The 14,705-nt window shown below is 58.0% G+C and carries 11 protein-coding genes; 4 read left to right on the forward strand and 7 right to left on the reverse strand.

The window, feature by feature from the left end:
• Nucleotides 1–54: 54 nt before the first annotated feature.
• Genes BM225_RS11955 through ggpS form a run of 3 tightly spaced genes read left to right on the forward strand, consistent with a single transcriptional unit; the run spans nt 55 to nt 3,482 of the window.
• Nucleotides 55–1,158: an NAD(P)H-dependent glycerol-3-phosphate dehydrogenase gene (locus BM225_RS11955; RefSeq protein ID WP_245780471.1), complete on the forward strand. Its 1,104-nt coding sequence runs from the start codon at nt 55–57 to the stop codon at nt 1,156–1,158.
• On the forward strand, nt 1,155–1,934 hold the full coding sequence (locus BM225_RS11960; protein ID WP_092464511.1) for an HAD family hydrolase: 780 nt from the start codon (nt 1,155–1,157) through the stop codon (nt 1,932–1,934). The genes BM225_RS11955 and BM225_RS11960 overlap by 4 nt, the downstream gene beginning before the upstream one ends.
• Nucleotides 1,935–1,973: 39 nt before the next feature.
• On the forward strand, nt 1,974–3,482 hold the full coding sequence (gene ggpS / locus BM225_RS11965; RefSeq protein ID WP_092464513.1) for a glucosylglycerol-phosphate synthase: 1,509 nt from the start codon (nt 1,974–1,976) through the stop codon (nt 3,480–3,482).
• A 33-nt stretch (nt 3,483–3,515) separates the two neighbouring features.
• Here the strand turns inward: ggpS and BM225_RS11970 are convergent, their stop codons facing one another.
• Entirely contained in the window at nt 3,516–4,547 is a 1,032-nt protein-coding gene (locus BM225_RS11970; protein ID WP_092464515.1) for a calcium-binding protein, read from the reverse strand.
• Nucleotides 4,548–4,674: 127 nt separating this feature from the next.
• Nucleotides 4,675–5,682 (reverse strand): calcium-binding protein, encoded by a 1,008-nt coding sequence (locus BM225_RS22310; protein ID WP_092464516.1) that lies wholly within the window; start codon nt 5,680–5,682, stop codon nt 4,675–4,677.
• 179 nt (nt 5,683–5,861) lie between these two features.
• On the opposite strand from BM225_RS22310, the gene BM225_RS11980 reads away from it, so the two are divergent.
• On the forward strand, nt 5,862–6,515 hold the full coding sequence (locus BM225_RS11980) for a nucleoside/nucleotide kinase family protein (RefSeq protein WP_092464518.1): 654 nt from the start codon (nt 5,862–5,864) through the stop codon (nt 6,513–6,515).
• A 62-nt stretch (nt 6,516–6,577) separates the two neighbouring features.
• Here the strand turns inward: BM225_RS11980 and dhaL are convergent, their stop codons facing one another.
• From dhaL to BM225_RS12005, 5 genes are all read right to left on the reverse strand, one after another.
• Nucleotides 6,578–8,332 (reverse strand): dihydroxyacetone kinase subunit DhaL, encoded by a 1,755-nt coding sequence (dhaL, locus tag BM225_RS11985; protein WP_092464520.1) that lies wholly within the window; start codon nt 8,330–8,332, stop codon nt 6,578–6,580.
• 14 nt (nt 8,333–8,346) lie between these two features.
• Complete coding sequence (locus BM225_RS11990; RefSeq protein WP_092464522.1) at nt 8,347–9,162, reverse strand: sugar phosphate isomerase/epimerase family protein; 816 nt, start codon at nt 9,160–9,162, stop codon at nt 8,347–8,349.
• A 195-nt stretch (nt 9,163–9,357) separates the two neighbouring features.
• Complete coding sequence (locus BM225_RS22315; RefSeq protein WP_092464524.1) at nt 9,358–10,926, reverse strand: Hint domain-containing protein; 1,569 nt, start codon at nt 10,924–10,926, stop codon at nt 9,358–9,360.
• A gap of 481 nt (nt 10,927–11,407) precedes the next feature.
• Nucleotides 11,408–13,576, reverse strand: coding sequence for an esterase-like activity of phytase family protein (locus tag BM225_RS12000; protein ID WP_092464526.1), 2,169 nt, complete (start codon nt 13,574–13,576; stop codon nt 11,408–11,410).
• A 108-nt stretch (nt 13,577–13,684) separates the two neighbouring features.
• Complete coding sequence (locus BM225_RS12005; protein ID WP_072702611.1) at nt 13,685–14,677, reverse strand: LysR family transcriptional regulator; 993 nt, start codon at nt 14,675–14,677, stop codon at nt 13,685–13,687.
• Nucleotides 14,678–14,705 lie beyond the last annotated feature (28 nt).

Below are 14,705 nucleotides of genomic sequence, written 5' to 3' on the forward strand. Positions count from 1 at the left end.
AATTGATTAAGGAACATGCCGCAATCATCGAGTGAAGACCCGTCAACACCTCTTATGGCCCGCCGTTACGAGGCCATCACCGTTATTGGATGTGGCGCCTGGGGAACAGCCCTAGCCGCCGTAGCCGCTCGGGCAAGAGCCCACACCACGATTTGGGGAAGAGATCCGCAGGTATTAAATGCGATCCGAGAGCAGGGGATGAACACCCGCTACTTGCCCGACATCCCTCTTCCGAATTCACTACAGGCTGACGCCGACATGGGTTCTGCTCTTGCAGGAGCCGAGGCCGTGATGATCGTTGTGCCCTCGCGCGTGCTTCGCAGCGTCTGCGCGCAAGTGGCAGAACACATCGCACCCGGCGTGCCAGTCGCTGTCTGCGCCAAAGGGATTGAGGCCGAGACCGGGCTCCTCATGACTCAGGTCGCGGCCCAAGAACTGGGAGATCGCCCCGTTGGTGTCATTTCGGGCCCAACGTTCGCGCATGAAACCGCACTGAACAATCCGACCGCAGCAACAGTCGCCTTCCCCTTTACAAAGGCAGACCGCGAAAATCCGAATGAAAGCGTCGCTGCGCGCTTTGCTGTCTCCCTGTCGACCGAGGCTTTCCGCGCCTACGTGAGCGACGATGTGGTTGGCGTCGAAATTGGCGGCGCGGTTAAGAACGTCGTTGCCGTCGCTTGCGGTATGATGACTGGCGCAGGTTTCGCTGAGAACACCCGCGCAGCTTTGATCACGCGCGGCATGGATGAAATGAAAACGATCGCCGATGCCCTTGGTGGCCGCCGCGAGACCGTGACCGGTCTGTCCGGCGCGGGCGACTTAACCTTGACCTGCTCTAGCCCGACCTCGCGCAACATGTCGCTGGGGACGCAATTGGGGCAGGGGATTCCCCGCGGGGAATGTTTCGAAGGCCGCCCCGTGGTGGTCGAAGGCGAGGTTAATGCCCGCTCTGTCGCCCAACTGGCGGACAAGCTGGGTCTGGACCTGCCAATCTGCAGGGCTGTGAACGCCATTCTGCACGAGGGCGCCCCGCTGGGGCAGACTTTTGCCGAATTGTGGTCGCGTCCGATCGAGGCGGAGCCGCGTGCGATGGACGTCTTGTTCGACCATCCCGCCAACCCCGCCGCAATTGCCAACTTAGCCGAGAGGATTTCATGACTGACACCCTGACACTGGACCGCCCGAAGATCGCAGAGAAAGACTTTGTTCTGGCAACCGATCTGGATGGAACGTTTCTGGGGGGTGAGCAGTCGGATCGCTCTGCCCTGTATGACTGGATCGAGGACAACCGCGACACCGTGGGTTTGATCTTTGTCACTGGCCGCGATCCCGAGTTCATCTTTGAACTCTGCGAAACCCAAGGTGTGCCGCGCCCCGAATACGTCGTGGGCGATGTCGGCACCACAATTGCAGAAGTGACCGACGACGGCCGGATTGCACCGATCCCCGAGTTGGAAGAAGAAATCGCCGCTGCCTGGGGCGAAAACACCGCGACACGCGTGCGCATGGGTCTTGACCCGATCATGGGGCTCAAGCTGCAGCCAACGAAATTTCGCTATCGGATGAGCTTTGACTACGACCCGCTGAAATTCGATCCGCTCGCGTTCGAGATTGTCGACCAACTGGGATTGGATCACCTGATCAGCGCCGAGCAGTTCTTTGACGTGCTGCCGAAGGGCGTCAGCAAGGGGCCGTCGATCCTTCGCCTGCTGGAGCATCTTGGGATCGAACAGCGCAAGACACTCGTGGCTGGCGATACCTTTAACGACCTGTCGATGCTTCAGACTGGCTTGCCCGCCGTAGCTGTTGGTGGCTCTGAAAAGGGTCTGCTCGAGGCCGTCAAAGACATCGAGAGCGTTTACCAAGCCACCGCAATTGGCGCGGCTGGCATCCGCGAAGCCATTCGCGAAATGAATATGCACCCCGCGGCCTAAGACCCGCCGACCTTACGGAACAGAGGAAAGGACGCCCAAATGCAATCCGATCTCGTGATCGTTTATCACCGCCAACCCTACGAAGAAGTCGAGGAAAACGGTGAAATCGTCTTCAAGGAAAATAAAAGCCCCAATGGCATTGTCCCCACGCTGAAGAGTTTCTTTGGCAACGTGGACAAGGGCTCTTGGGTCGCTTGGAAACTTGCCGAAGACACTTCGAACCCTGATTTCGAACCCGTGGTCGAGATTGAGGATAAATACGGCAAGTACAACGTCACGCGTCTGCCGTTGTCCGCAGAGCAGGTGCGCCAGTTCTACCACGTCACCTCGAAAGAGGCGTTTTGGCCGATCCTGCACTCTTTCAAAGAGCGCTATGACTATGACCCTGTGGACTGGCCTAACTTCCGCGAAGTGAACTGGCGCTTTGCTGAAGCGGCCGCCGCCGAAGCCGCGCCCGGTGCCCTGGTTTGGGTGCACGACTACAATCTGTGGCTCGTGCCCGGCTACTTGCGTCAGATGCGTCCGGACGTGAAAATCGCCTTCTTCCATCACACGCCCTTCCCCAGCGCGGACGTGTTCAACATTTTGCCGTGGCGCAAAGAGATCGTCGAAAGCCTACTGCACTGTGACGTCGTCGGCTTCCACATCCCGCGTTATGCCGCAAACTTCGTTTCTGTGGTGCAGAGCCTCACCGATGCTGACGTAACTGAGCGTGTCCGCGTCGAAGATGACCTGATCTCCGAAGGTACTGCCCTGACCGAACGCGCTGTGGCGACTAAGCTTTCCATCGACGACCGCGAGGTCATCGTGGGTGTGGCGCCTGTGGGTATCGATATGGACTATATCCAACAGGTTGCTGGGTCCGAAGATGCAGCCAAGAAGAAAGCTGAAATTCGCGAGGAATTGGGCGACTGCAAGTTGGTTCTCTCGGTGGGTCGTACAGATTACACCAAGGGCGGTGTCCAGCAATTGAACAGCTTTGAGCGGTTGTTGGAGCAGCACCCAGAGTTGCGGGGTGAAGTGCGCCTGCTGCATGTGTCGGTCATGGCGAACCGTGCAATGACCGTTTACCAAGAAATCCAGTCTGAGATCGAGGAAACTGTAGGTCGCATCAATGGCCGGTTCGGAACTTTCGACTGGACACCGGTGACCTTGGTGTCACGTGCGATCCCGTTTGACCGCCTGATTGGCTATTACCAAGCGGCGGACGTGGCGTGGATCACACCGCTCGCGGACGGCATGAACCTCGTTGCCAAAGAGTTCGCGGCATCCCGCCTTGATGGCGATGGCGCTCTGGTCCTGTCGGAATTTGCCGGCGCTGCAGTAGAGCTCAGCAGCGCGGTGCTGGTCAATCCGTTCTCGAACCGTGCAATGGACGAGGCGATCTATATGGCTCTTCAGATGCCCGAAGAAGAACGCCGAATTCGCATGAAAGAACTTCGCCGCGTGGTTGATAAGTACGACATCGCCGAGTGGGGCGAAGAGTTCGGTCGCCAGATGTCGCGAGTTAAACGCGGGCTGCCAGACGCCGACCGCAACGCCGCATAACCGACAAGGGGCCGATCAAGCGGCCCCTTTTCTTTATCCGAAAATGAAGTCGGAGTTGGCCAGATCGTCGACATCCGTCTCCACGAAGATGACTTTACCCTCGCCGTAATTCAGGATTGCATGATCGCCCTTTTGGCGGAAGGTCAGGTCGTCGAGGCCGTCTGTCGAAATATTCTGCAGCAGAATGCGGTCGAGCCCTGCTTCGAAATCTACGACCCTGTCGCGCCCGTCATAGGCGTTGAAGACAAAGGTATCGCGACCTGCGCCGCCAAACAATTTGTCGTTGCCGGTGCCGCCGGTCAGCGTGTCTCGTCCTGCATTTCCCTTCAGAATGTCGCGTTCGGCGCCGCCATCGAGCCAGTCGTTCTGTTTCCCACCAAAAAGGCGGTCTTTCCCTTCGTCTCCAACCAGAGTGTCGTGCCCCGCGCCGCCGAATAGCTTGTCGTTTCCGTTCAACCCGTAAAGCTCGTCGTCACCAGCACCGCCGATCAGGCGATCATAGCCACCTTCACCGAGCAGCGAGTCATTGCCGGCGTTGCCAATCAGCGTGTCGTTGCCGCCGTTGCCGATGATCAGATCATTGCCTGCAAAACCATCTAAAGTCTGGCCGGAATAACCTTCGTTAAACAGCAAATCGTTGCCCGCCAATGCCAGAGGAACGATAGAGCTAATCCCGTCCATATGAGCCTGCACCGACGCTTCGGAGAGGCCGGATTGCGACGCATAAATCAGTCCGGCTTCGTCCCAAGTGTCCAAAGGTTCCCAAACATAAAGGATCGAAGTCACTACCCCGTTGTTGCTCTGGTTGTCAGACAAGCCGTTGCCGATCAGACCAAGCACCTCATCATCGCTCTGGTACGCCAGAACTTCATCTGCTGAGAGTTCGATTTCGTAAGTGATACCGCCGAACTCCAGGGTTTCCACGTCGGTCCCCCCAGGCAAAACAGACGGCGCGGTGTCGCCAACCCATGACGTGGACGGAGGGACAAGCGCATCTGAGGTAATGTCCATGCCATAGACCGTGACGACAGATGAGAAGACGTCGAATACTTTGATTGTGGCCAAAATTGCCCCCTTGAGAAGCGTAAAATGCGCTGAGTTTTTCGTCTATAAATTGTAAAGACCCACCACGCAAATCACGCTTTTTGGGGGTTGGCGGTGATAGCAGGCCAATGAAATGGCCATCCGCCAGTCAGAGGAAGCTCATGTGATTGTCGAGAGAGATGTCGTCCACCGCGATGTCCCACAGCAGAATGGTGCCTTTGCCATAGTCGATCAGGACGTCTGTCCCCTGCTGTTGAACGGAAATGTCTGATGCGCCTTCTGCATTCTTCCTGAACACCAGAATATCGTCGTCTGTGAAGTCTGTGATGGTGTCGTTTCCAGCGCGGCCTGTGAAAATGAATTTGTCTGCATGCTTGCCGCCGGTCAGGAAGTCGTCCCCTTTGCCGCCTATCAGAGCGTCGCGACCAGCGCTGCCGTAGAGCGTGTCATTCCCGCCTTGGCCTAAAACGCGGTCCTTGCCTGCATTGCCAACGAGCAGGTCAGCGCCGCGACCGCCTGAGATGTTGTCTTTGCCTCCCATCCCCCAAATGCTGTCGTTCCCTGCGCCACCGCTGAGGGTGTCATTACCCGCACCAGCAACAACCGTGTCGTTCCCCTTGTTGCCGCTGATGACATCGTGCCCGGCGTCACCCCAAATCCCATCGGCGCCTGCGCCGCCAATTACGGTATCGTTTCCGTCCTGCGCCAGAACTGTCACGCCCGGTCCTGCGATCAAGATTAGGTCGTCGCCCGACAGGACCTCAGGCGTGATTTCCTCTCCCGCGTCCAGATGGCCAAGCAAAGTTTGCTCGCTGACAGGATCTTTGGACACAAAGAGCATGGAGTAGTCGCCATTGTATGCTGCGAACGATGTCATGGACCCATTGTCATCTTCATCATCCGAAAGCGCACTGCCCGTGATGTACAGGGACTCGTTTCCAGCGACGAAGCCGATTTCTTCGTCATAAGAGAATGTTACACGATATGTATCGCGCCCAACTTCGTAGGTTTCGTCAATCGTCCCACCCTCCCAAACTTGAGGAGAGGCGCTGTCATCCCATCCGCGGGGAAAGGGAACAAGGTGCCTGTCTGTAATGCTAGCACCAATGGTTAGAATAGCGGTATCGGCGACGTCGAGGACGTTGATAATGGACATAAAATGAACTCTCCAAACAAAAAACAATGTAAACTACTTGTTAAACTTTTAAGCCCGCAGCTGCTGCTTGGCAAAGTTCCCAGAGCGGAGGGGAGGTAAGGATTCCATTACCGCAATCTCTGGCTGGACCTTGGGCGCCGTTTAGATAACCTGCGCCAGAATTTTCGGAGGAGGTCACCATGGCACAGCAGTCGGTAGATTTTGACGGGCTCGTTTCGGCGGCATCAGAGCGGCTCACGCTGCCTGGACGCCAGTTCATTGGTATTGCGGGCGCTCCGGGGTCGGGCAAGAGCACAACCGTCGAACGGCTTTACGATGCGTTGATCACAAAGCAGCCCGATGCTGTGGCGATCCTGCCGATGGACGGTTTTCATTACGATGATGCTGTGCTGCATGACATGGGCCGCCGTCCATGGAAGGGCGCGCCGGATACTTTTGATGTGGGCGGCTTCGTCTCGGTGCTAAAGCGTCTGCGCGACCCGAATGAGACCCGCGTAGCTGTCCCTGTGTTTGATCGGGATCTGGAGATTTCGCGCGGGAGTGCGCGGATCATTCCGGACGATGTGAAACTGATCTTGGTCGAGGGGAATTACATTCTACTCAATCGCGCCCCTTGGAACGCGCTGGAGAAGTCATTCGATCTGACAGTGATGATTGATGTCCCCGAAGACGAACTACGTCGCCGTTTGCGTGCGCGGTGGGAGCATTTTGGTCTGAGTGAAGACGACATCGCGCATAAGCTGGATGGAAACGATCTGCCCAACGGGCGGGCTGTGATCCATGAAAGCCGCGCGGCGGATCTGGTCTATCAACAGCTGTCGGACAGCGTTTAAGCGCCAATACATAATGTGTCCTGCCGATCGGTGGAGATAACCGGCAGGACGGAGGGGAGCCTTTAGCCGAGCGCCTTTTTGGCGGCTGCGGTGATTGCTTCGAGCATGACGTGGGCCGAGGCCGCACCGGGATCGACGTGACCGATCGAGCGTTCGCCAAGTTTGGCCGAACGGCCACGGCGGCTTTCGATTTCAGCGGTGTAGTCACGGCCGGACTTGGCGCCTTCGGTTGCGGCGGCCAGACAGCCGATCGCGTCCGCGTTGTCGGCCAGAGCCTCTTTTGCCTTGGCAACAGCAGGAACCCACGCGTCGATCATGGTTTTGTCACCGACCTGAGCGCCGCCACGGGCCAGAATACCTGCGCACAGGCCGTCTACCCAAGCGACCATCGCGCCAGCATCAAGGTTCAGGCGATCTGACACACTTTCACCCGCTTTGCGGAATGCCGAAGCGTAGAGCGGGCCCGACGACGCGCCGACGGCATCAAGGAAAGCCTTGGCCATGATCTCGCAGGTCTGGCTGATGGTTTTCTCGTTGTCGTCGGTCACCAGTTTGCCGCGAACGGCGGTCCAGCCGATGTCCATGGTCACGCCGTGGTCGCCGTCCCCGATCACGCCATCCAGCTCGGACAGCCAGTCGCGCTTTTCGTGGATGGCGGCCCCAGCAGCCAGCATCATGTCCTTGAACATTGCGGGGGTGATCGGCCCGTCCGCGTTCAGTTTGCTGGTGTCGATCGTCTCTTCTTCTTTGGCGACATCCGCGTGGCGGCGGGTGCGGGTGCCCTTGGGCTCTAGCGAGCCGGCGACGGTCAGGCCGGGGGTGCGGCACGGGGTGTCCAGAAGGGTCTGCAGGTCATCGTCCAGCTTTATCAGAGTAATCGATGCGCCTGCCATCTCCAGAGAGCTTACGTATTCGCCAACCCAACTGTGGTGGATGTCGATACCCTTTTCGCCAAGGATTTCGGCCACGCGGCGGTGGATGATGTAGAGTTCCAGTTGGCCAGTCGCGCCGAGACCGTTGACCAGAACAGCAACTTTATCACCCGATTTCAGACCCATATCGTCCAAGATCGGCTGCATTAGCTCGTCCGTCACCGAGTCTGCGTTTTCCAGCTTGCCGCGGCGGATACCTGGTTCGCCATGCACGCCCATGCCGATTTCCATCTCGTCATGGCCGATCTCGAAGTTCAGCTTGCCGGTCTGGGGCATGGAGCAGGCGGTCAAGGCAACGCCCATGCTGCGGGTGTTGGCATTCGCAGCCTGAGCGGCGGCATAGCACGCCTCTAGGTCACGGCCATGTTCAGCAGCTGCGCCTGCGATCTTGAACACAAAGAAGTCACCCGCGATGCCGCGACGCTCGTTCTGGCGCTCTTTGGGGGCAGAGGCCACATCGTCGATGACCTGAACCGACTTGGTGGGGATGCCCATGCCTTCGCACTCTTCGGCAGCCATGTCGAAGTTCAGCACGTCGCCGGTGTAGTTGCCATACAGGAACATCACGCCAGCGCCGCCATCGACGGCGCGTGCCGCATCCATGATCTGCTCGGGCGAGGGCGAGGCAAACACGTTGCCCACAGCCGCTGCGTCCGCCAAGCCGCGGCCGACGTAGCCAGCGAATGCAGGCTCGTGGCCCGAGCCGCCGCCGATCACGATGCCGACTTTGCCGTCCCGAGGGCCGTCCACAGCCACGACCGCGCGGCCCGTGGGGCCTTCGACAGTCAGGATATCGGGGTGCGCGGAAACCATGCCTGCGACCATCTCCGAGATGATGTTCTCGGGGGCGTTAATCAGTTTTTTGGTACGGATATCTTCGGTCATTGGTCGTTCTCCTCTTAGCGGCCTTTGACGAATTCTTTTGCAGCAGCAACGGTTTGCTCGATCCAAGGCTGCTCTTGTGCGCGTGCCTCTTCCAGACCGGCGCCGATGGGCAGCCAATGTTCTAGGAGAACGCTCATGTCTGCGGGGCAGTGGGTCAGCTGGTCCAGAATCCACGGGATCGGCGCGCGGCCCTGACCCAGCGGGGTGCCGTGGATGCGGAAACCAACGCCATAGGGATCAGGTGTGATCTCATAATCCTTGAGGTGCAGGTTGATCGTGTAGGGCGCAAGCATCTTGATGGTCTCTTCAGGCCATTCGTTCGCACAGATCGAGTTCGCAACGTCCAGACACACCCCCAGCGTCTCGTCGTGGATGGTGTCGAGCAGTTCGACCATCCGCGGCGAGGGGTAGTTGAAGTGGTTCTCGATCGCGATGCGCATGCCAGCATTGCGGGCCTTGTCCAGCAGGGGGCGCAGCTGTTCCGCCAGATCGGGCACAGACATGTGGCCATCGGCTTCGTCCAGCGCGACGCGCATGATCTTTGCGTGCAAACGCTGGCCGATTGTCAGGTAGCGCTCGACTTCATCTGCGTCGAAACACTGTGTGCCGAGCTCGAGCGCGATCCCTTTGGACTGCGCGACCTCGTACAGTTTGTGATGATCCGCTTCGGAGTATTTATCCAGCGGCATATTGTCGGCATATTGCACGACCTCGAGCCCTAGTGCCTCGGCACGATCCAAGAGATCGAATGCGTTCAGCGGCGCGGCAGGCTGTTGGTCCTTGATTCCGATAGACCAGCGATAGGCATAGCTGCCCAAACCCAATTTCATTGGTACTCTCCTCCTCGTCGCACGGGAAAATGCCGCGCTTTCGTCGTCGCAGAGTGTTATCGCGTGGGCGGAACGGGGGGAACGGGCCTTGTTTTAAGAATTCCTAAAAGGTCTGTTAAGCTGAGTTGTCACAAAAAGACCCTGCCGCGAGGGCAGGGCAAGTTGGGGTCGTCCGTTGGGGAGGTTGGAGTTGGCTCACATCAGAAGCAGGGGCGCTTCGTGCGCTTTGACCGACTGGCGAGCCAGCGCGGACATCTGCATGCCTTCGCCGTCCACATGGGCCAGTTCGGGGAACAGTTCCAGAATTTCGTCTTTCGACGCTTGGGACAGGGTGTCCATCGCCTGCATGCCGGGGTGGAAGCTCTCGCTAGGGCAACCTTCTGCAAAGACGATCTCGTGTTGGTCGAACAGCATGTGGTGATAGCCGATCAGACCGCCGCGCTGCTGGGTGATGCCATTGTGGCCGACCAGAAACTTGGCGGGCACCAGCACTTCGTGATCCCCCAGCATCAGCTCTGCCTCGGCCGAACGGATCCACATCCGGTGGTTTGGGGAGACAACAAGCTCGCGCTCATTGCCCAAAGCACCCGCGGGGATATGGATCGGTGCGTTCTTGCCCGTTGCACGCACGGTACGGTTTCCCAGCCAGCGCACTGGCTTGTAGCCATTGTCCATGGTCAGGATGCGATCATCAGGCAGCAGCAGCTCGATCGGGATGGCGCCACGCTTGGTGGTGATCAGAGTTCCCGCGCCAAAGCAGATGACTCCGGTGGTTTCAACCGTCAGCTCGGTCGAGGCAACCGCCGCTCCCCCCAGTTCAAGGCGCAGGTTAATGCCGGCGATGATGGCGCTGTAGTCGGTGCCGTTGATATTACCGTCCAGGGTGCCGTCTGCTTGGTCCGCCTTCAGCATTCCGAGTTCGGTGGTAAAGCTGTCGGTCCCGACTGCATTCACGGCTGCCAGAGTAGAGGCATTATAGAAATCGGTTAGGTCGACGAAGTCATTATTGGTCGCGTCACTATCCAGCGCGTCACCGGTATCGTTGCCGAAGTCTGTGATGGTGTCTGCGCCTTGGCCCGATGTGTAGACAAAAGTGTCGTCGCCATCGCCGCCTGTCAGAGCATCATCGCCAGCACCACCGTCGATGGAGTCATCGCCCGTACCGCCGTTGATAACATCGTTATCGTTGCCGCCGTCAACGACATCATTTCCGCCACCTGCAGTGATCGTGTCGTCGCCGTCGTTGCCATTGATCGTGTCTGCATCGTTCGTGATGACATCGCCATCGCCGTCAATGTAGCCAACTTCCATGTCTTCGCCGGTGTTGTCACCGTTTACGATCCCGTCCGAAGCCGTGCCAAGGTTAAGGCTAATGTTCGCGTCTAGCTCGATTGAGTTGAGCAAGCCACTCGCGAGGGGAAGATCCTCTGGGACGTAGAAATACACGCCAGCGTTTGCGCCGCTGGCGACCTCTAGAACGTAGAGTTCACGGCCATCAAGAACAACGCGAATAGGGAACGAGACGATCGAAGTCGCGATGATCCCGCCGCCGATGTAATTCGCGGCGGTGGCTTCGGTATCACCCTCGAATTGGATCGTGAGATCGGTATCAGTCGAAGAAGCGGTGTTGTCTCCGCTAGAGAGCGACGCGTCGCCGGCGAACGTAAGATTGCTAAGTACGTTGAGAGAAGTAATCCCTCCAACGCCCAAAGCTGCAACAGAACCATCAAACTCGTACAAACCACTCAGAAGATACTGTGCCATACGCCAGACCCATCATTTGATTTGTTATAACGGTCTAACGGGTGCCTGCTTTAGATAGTTTCAGTATCTTTGCGTTTTTGTAGATCAAAAGATTGATGCTGCCGCTCAGGGCGTCAGAATTTCAAGTTACAGGTGCAACTTTATGGTGAGCTTTAGGTTCGTGCCTAGTCCAATGTTATAACGATTATATTTCCATATATCTGATTTTGATGGGAAAAGTGTATGTCATCACTTAAAGTAACTTGACCTAAGGTTGAAATGGAGTCGATTGCAAAAATCGAACTTGAAAGGTCCAAAAGGAAAATTTTCTTGTTGTGCATTTTTGGTTTTACGTAAATGCAAAAATATAGCGCTCTCTTCGGGGTGGGTTGGGTCGCAAAATGAAAGTTGAGCTATCTAATAAGGCGGTGGTTTTTTGGTCGTAAGAAAACGGCGCGCAGGGCTCGCGCGCCGTTTAATCGATGTTGGTGACGGTGAGAGCTTAGTTCAGCGGTGTGACCGGACCTAGGTTCATGAAAAACGTCTCGCCCGAGCTGTCATCTACGCCATCATTATCGGTCACGATCAGCATGTTTCCTTGGCCGTCAAAGGTCAGGCCCTCGACTTTATCGACCACGTACCCAGCAGGAGCCTGCAAGTCGGGGATCAGATCGCGCACAACCTCTTTGCTGACGACCGGCAATTCGCCACCGAGCAGCGCGGGCTGCAGGTCAGCGACCGCCACGCGGGTGACTTGCTTGATCTTGGCTTCGGCACCGATCTGGTTATCACGCTCGATCAGGTAGACGGCGTCGCCATGCAACGTGATTTCCGACAGACCAACCCAGCCGGTTTCAGCGGCTTCTTTGGGGTAGTGGACTGCGCCCCATTCCTCGGTCTCGAGGTTATAGGACACCAGCTTGGTCATGTTTTCGGGATCATCTTTCCACTCGCGCTGAACCGCCATCCACAGAGTGTCGCCAATCAGCGTCAGTCCTTCGAAGCCAAAGCGCTTCTCGACTGCCATCAGTTCTGCGGGCAGGCCAATTTCGTCCTCGATCTCGCCTTCGGCGTTCACGTGATACAGGGCATGAGGGATGACGCGGTCGGTGCGGCCTTCGCTTGCGATCCAGAAACCACCTTCGCCGTCAGTGGTGATGCCTTCCATGTCCAGCTTCTGGGCGGGCTTGCCCGCGCGGGTCACGCGGATGGCTTTCTCGATCTTTGCGGGGGATTGGGTCGCGTCGATCTGAAAGATGGTGGGCTGGTAGCCATAGAAGCTATCGTTGACCGCGTAAACCTTGCCATCGGCGTAGGTCATGCCGGACAGCGCGCCCCAGCCGATCAGCTCGTCTGCGCCCGCCGATGTGATGGTCGGATAGGCTGCAGGGGCATCTTGGTATTCAAAGATGGTCACGTGGGCGCGGGCGCCCCCGTCCTCGATCAGGTCCGCCTCGTTCGCGGTGGCCAAGATGCCCCGCTCGGGGATCGCGACCGCACCTTCGGGGCTGATGCCCGAGGGCAGCATTTGCTTCATCACAGGGTTCGCAGGATCGGTAACGTCATAAACCGCAGCCAGCGATGCCCGCTCGATCAAGACAAAGGCGTAGGTGGTGTCGCCAAAGGTCGCGACTTCCATGCCCTCGGGCTCTGCGCCTTTGGAGTCAGAGCGTTTGTCAGGGTAGTGGCCGGTCTGGATCACGGCGTGCTCCATTGTGTTGCCGCTTTCCCAGACGACGGTGCCGTTCTTGTGGAATACGGTCACGCCGCGTGCGCCGCCATCCATGTCGCCTTCGTTCGCGATAATGAAATGGTCATCGTCGATCCACCCAAGGCCATCGGGTTCGCGCAGGCGGCCCATCTGCTCTTCGGTGAAGATCAGAGCGCCGCGCTCGTCAGTGGCGTCGATGTCGGTCAGGTCTACTGCGCCCGCCGAGAAGTGGTTCACGACCGTGCCATCAGCACCAATGATGACAATGGCGTTGTTTTCTTGCAGGGTTACAGCGATCTCACCCAGACCGTTCACGTCCGCAAATTCAGGCTCTGGGTCGTTCGGCGCAATCTCGGTCAGGCCGGTGACCTCAATCTTTTGCAGGCCATCACAAACAGCTGCGTTGTTCTTAAGAGGCAGCTTGACCATGAAGCCCGCAGGTTCCTGACCCACGCGGCCGTCGCCTAGATCTTCGTCGCGCTCGTTTTCGATGGCGAGGGTCACAAAGGAGTTGTCCGCCGATTTTGCGATCGAGTCCGGCTGGCCACCCAGATCACATTCCGAGATGATCTCGCCCGAGGCGACATCCATCGTCACCAGTTTGCCCGAGGGCTGTGTGTAGCTTTCGGAGGTGTTCACGCCGATCAGTGCGGTTTGTCCTGCAACGACGACAGAGGTTGGCTCGCCGTTCATTTCGACGTTGCCAAGGGGCTTGGGCGCTTTGGGGTCAGTGATGTCGATCCGGCCTACGACGCCCAAGGGGCTGTCGGTGTAGACCAGAGTCATGCCGTCTTCGGTTGCCGAAATAATCTCGGCCGAGGTTTCGCGGCTCTGATCTTCGCCTTCGGCCATGTTCAGCGGTGTGGCAAAACTGGCAATGCGATTGAAGTTCATTTCAGCGGCAGCTTCGTGCGCAAAGAGTGCGATGGCCGCCGTCAGGCAAACGCGTGTGCGGTGCATTGGAGTATCCCCGTTTGGACTTGTAATCGCAAAGTCCTTGGCTGCGGGGCGTATCGCTGGCGTTAAGCTTTTGTGAAGAATAGGTGACGATCCACGCGGCTGCCGCGTTTATTGGCGGGCGTCATCGATATCGCGGTTCAGGATCGTGCTTTCTTCTTCCTGAATGGTGCAGCCAAGGCTGCGCAGCATGTCAGCTGTTTTGTCGTCATGGGCGCTGCCCTCTTTGCGCATCCATTCAGAGAAGAGCCTGACAATACGTCGGTTCGTGTGGCGCGAAGGGCAAACCAGCCAGTAGGTCGGCACCTTAATCACTGCAAAGGCGCGGGACAGGGGCACCAGATCGCCGCGCTCGAGCTCGTTGATCGCCAACGTTGCGCTTTCCAGAACCACGCCTGCGCCGTCTGCTGCGACCTGAATCGCCATATTAGACCGGTCGAAGCGCAGCGGGTAAACCATGCGTCCCCCCATCGCACCGTGCCGGGCCAGCCAGAAATCCCACCGGAAATGGGTTTTGACCGAGTCGATCAGACGGGCTTTTAAGAGCTGGCCAATCGGGTCGCCTGACTGCTCCTTGAGTTCCGCCAGATAAGAGGGTGAGCACATCGGCAGGACGAAGTCGTGGACCACGGCCTCTTGGTGCAGGCCGGACCAGTCGCCCGCGCCGTAGCGCAAGTCCAAGTCTACAATCTCTGTCTCGAAATCCGAAAAGTCTGGCGCGCCATCGACGCGCAGGTCCCAACCCGGATTTGCATCCAGAAACCCCTTGAGCCTTGGGGCCAACCAGCGCACGCCGAAACTGGGGCTGACGCGCATGATAAAGTGTCGGTTTTCACGCTGGCGCACGATGGCGCTGCGCACGTCGCGCATCATGCGAAAGGCTTGGGTCGTGGTTTGAAACAGACGCTCGCCATCCAGTGTCAGGATCAACCGGCGTTTCTCGCGGCGAAAGAGACGCACGCCGAATTGTTGTTCTAACTGCCGGATCTGCTGACTGACCGCCGAGGCCGAAACGCCTAGCTCTTCGGCAGCCTTCGACACCCCGCCCAAGCGGGCGACGGCCTCGAAATAGTTCATGGCATTTAGGTTTAGATCGTGACCCATGGCGCCCTCCGGATGGGCGGCTTATGGC

This window comes from Donghicola eburneus (assembly GCF_900115865.1).
Lineage (GTDB): Bacteria > Pseudomonadota > Alphaproteobacteria > Rhodobacterales > Rhodobacteraceae > Donghicola > Donghicola eburneus.

Bases quoted from the DNA above. Each gene is read 5' to 3' on its own strand.
- BM225_RS11990 (WP_092464522.1), bottom strand. From the start codon at position 9,162: ATGAAATTGGGTTTGGGCAGCTATGCCTATCGCTGGTCTATCGGAATC.
- BM225_RS11960 (WP_092464511.1), top strand. From the start codon at position 1,155: ATGACTGACACCCTGACACTGGACCGCCCGAAGATCGCAGAGAAAGAC.
- ggpS (WP_092464513.1), top strand. From the start codon at position 1,974: ATGCAATCCGATCTCGTGATCGTTTATCACCGCCAACCCTACGAAGAA.
- BM225_RS22315 (WP_092464524.1), bottom strand. From the start codon at position 10,926: ATGGCACAGTATCTTCTGAGTGGTTTGTACGAGTTTGATGGTTCTGTT.
- BM225_RS12000 (WP_092464526.1), bottom strand. From the start codon at position 13,576: ATGCACCGCACACGCGTTTGCCTGACGGCGGCCATCGCACTCTTTGCG.
- BM225_RS11955 (WP_245780471.1), top strand. From the start codon at position 55: ATGGCCCGCCGTTACGAGGCCATCACCGTTATTGGATGTGGCGCCTGG.
- BM225_RS12005 (WP_072702611.1), bottom strand. From the start codon at position 14,677: ATGGGTCACGATCTAAACCTAAATGCCATGAACTATTTCGAGGCCGTC.
- BM225_RS22310 (WP_092464516.1), bottom strand. From the start codon at position 5,682: ATGTCCATTATCAACGTCCTCGACGTCGCCGATACCGCTATTCTAACC.
- BM225_RS11980 (WP_092464518.1), top strand. From the start codon at position 5,862: ATGGCACAGCAGTCGGTAGATTTTGACGGGCTCGTTTCGGCGGCATCA.
- dhaL (WP_092464520.1), bottom strand. From the start codon at position 8,332: ATGACCGAAGATATCCGTACCAAAAAACTGATTAACGCCCCCGAGAAC.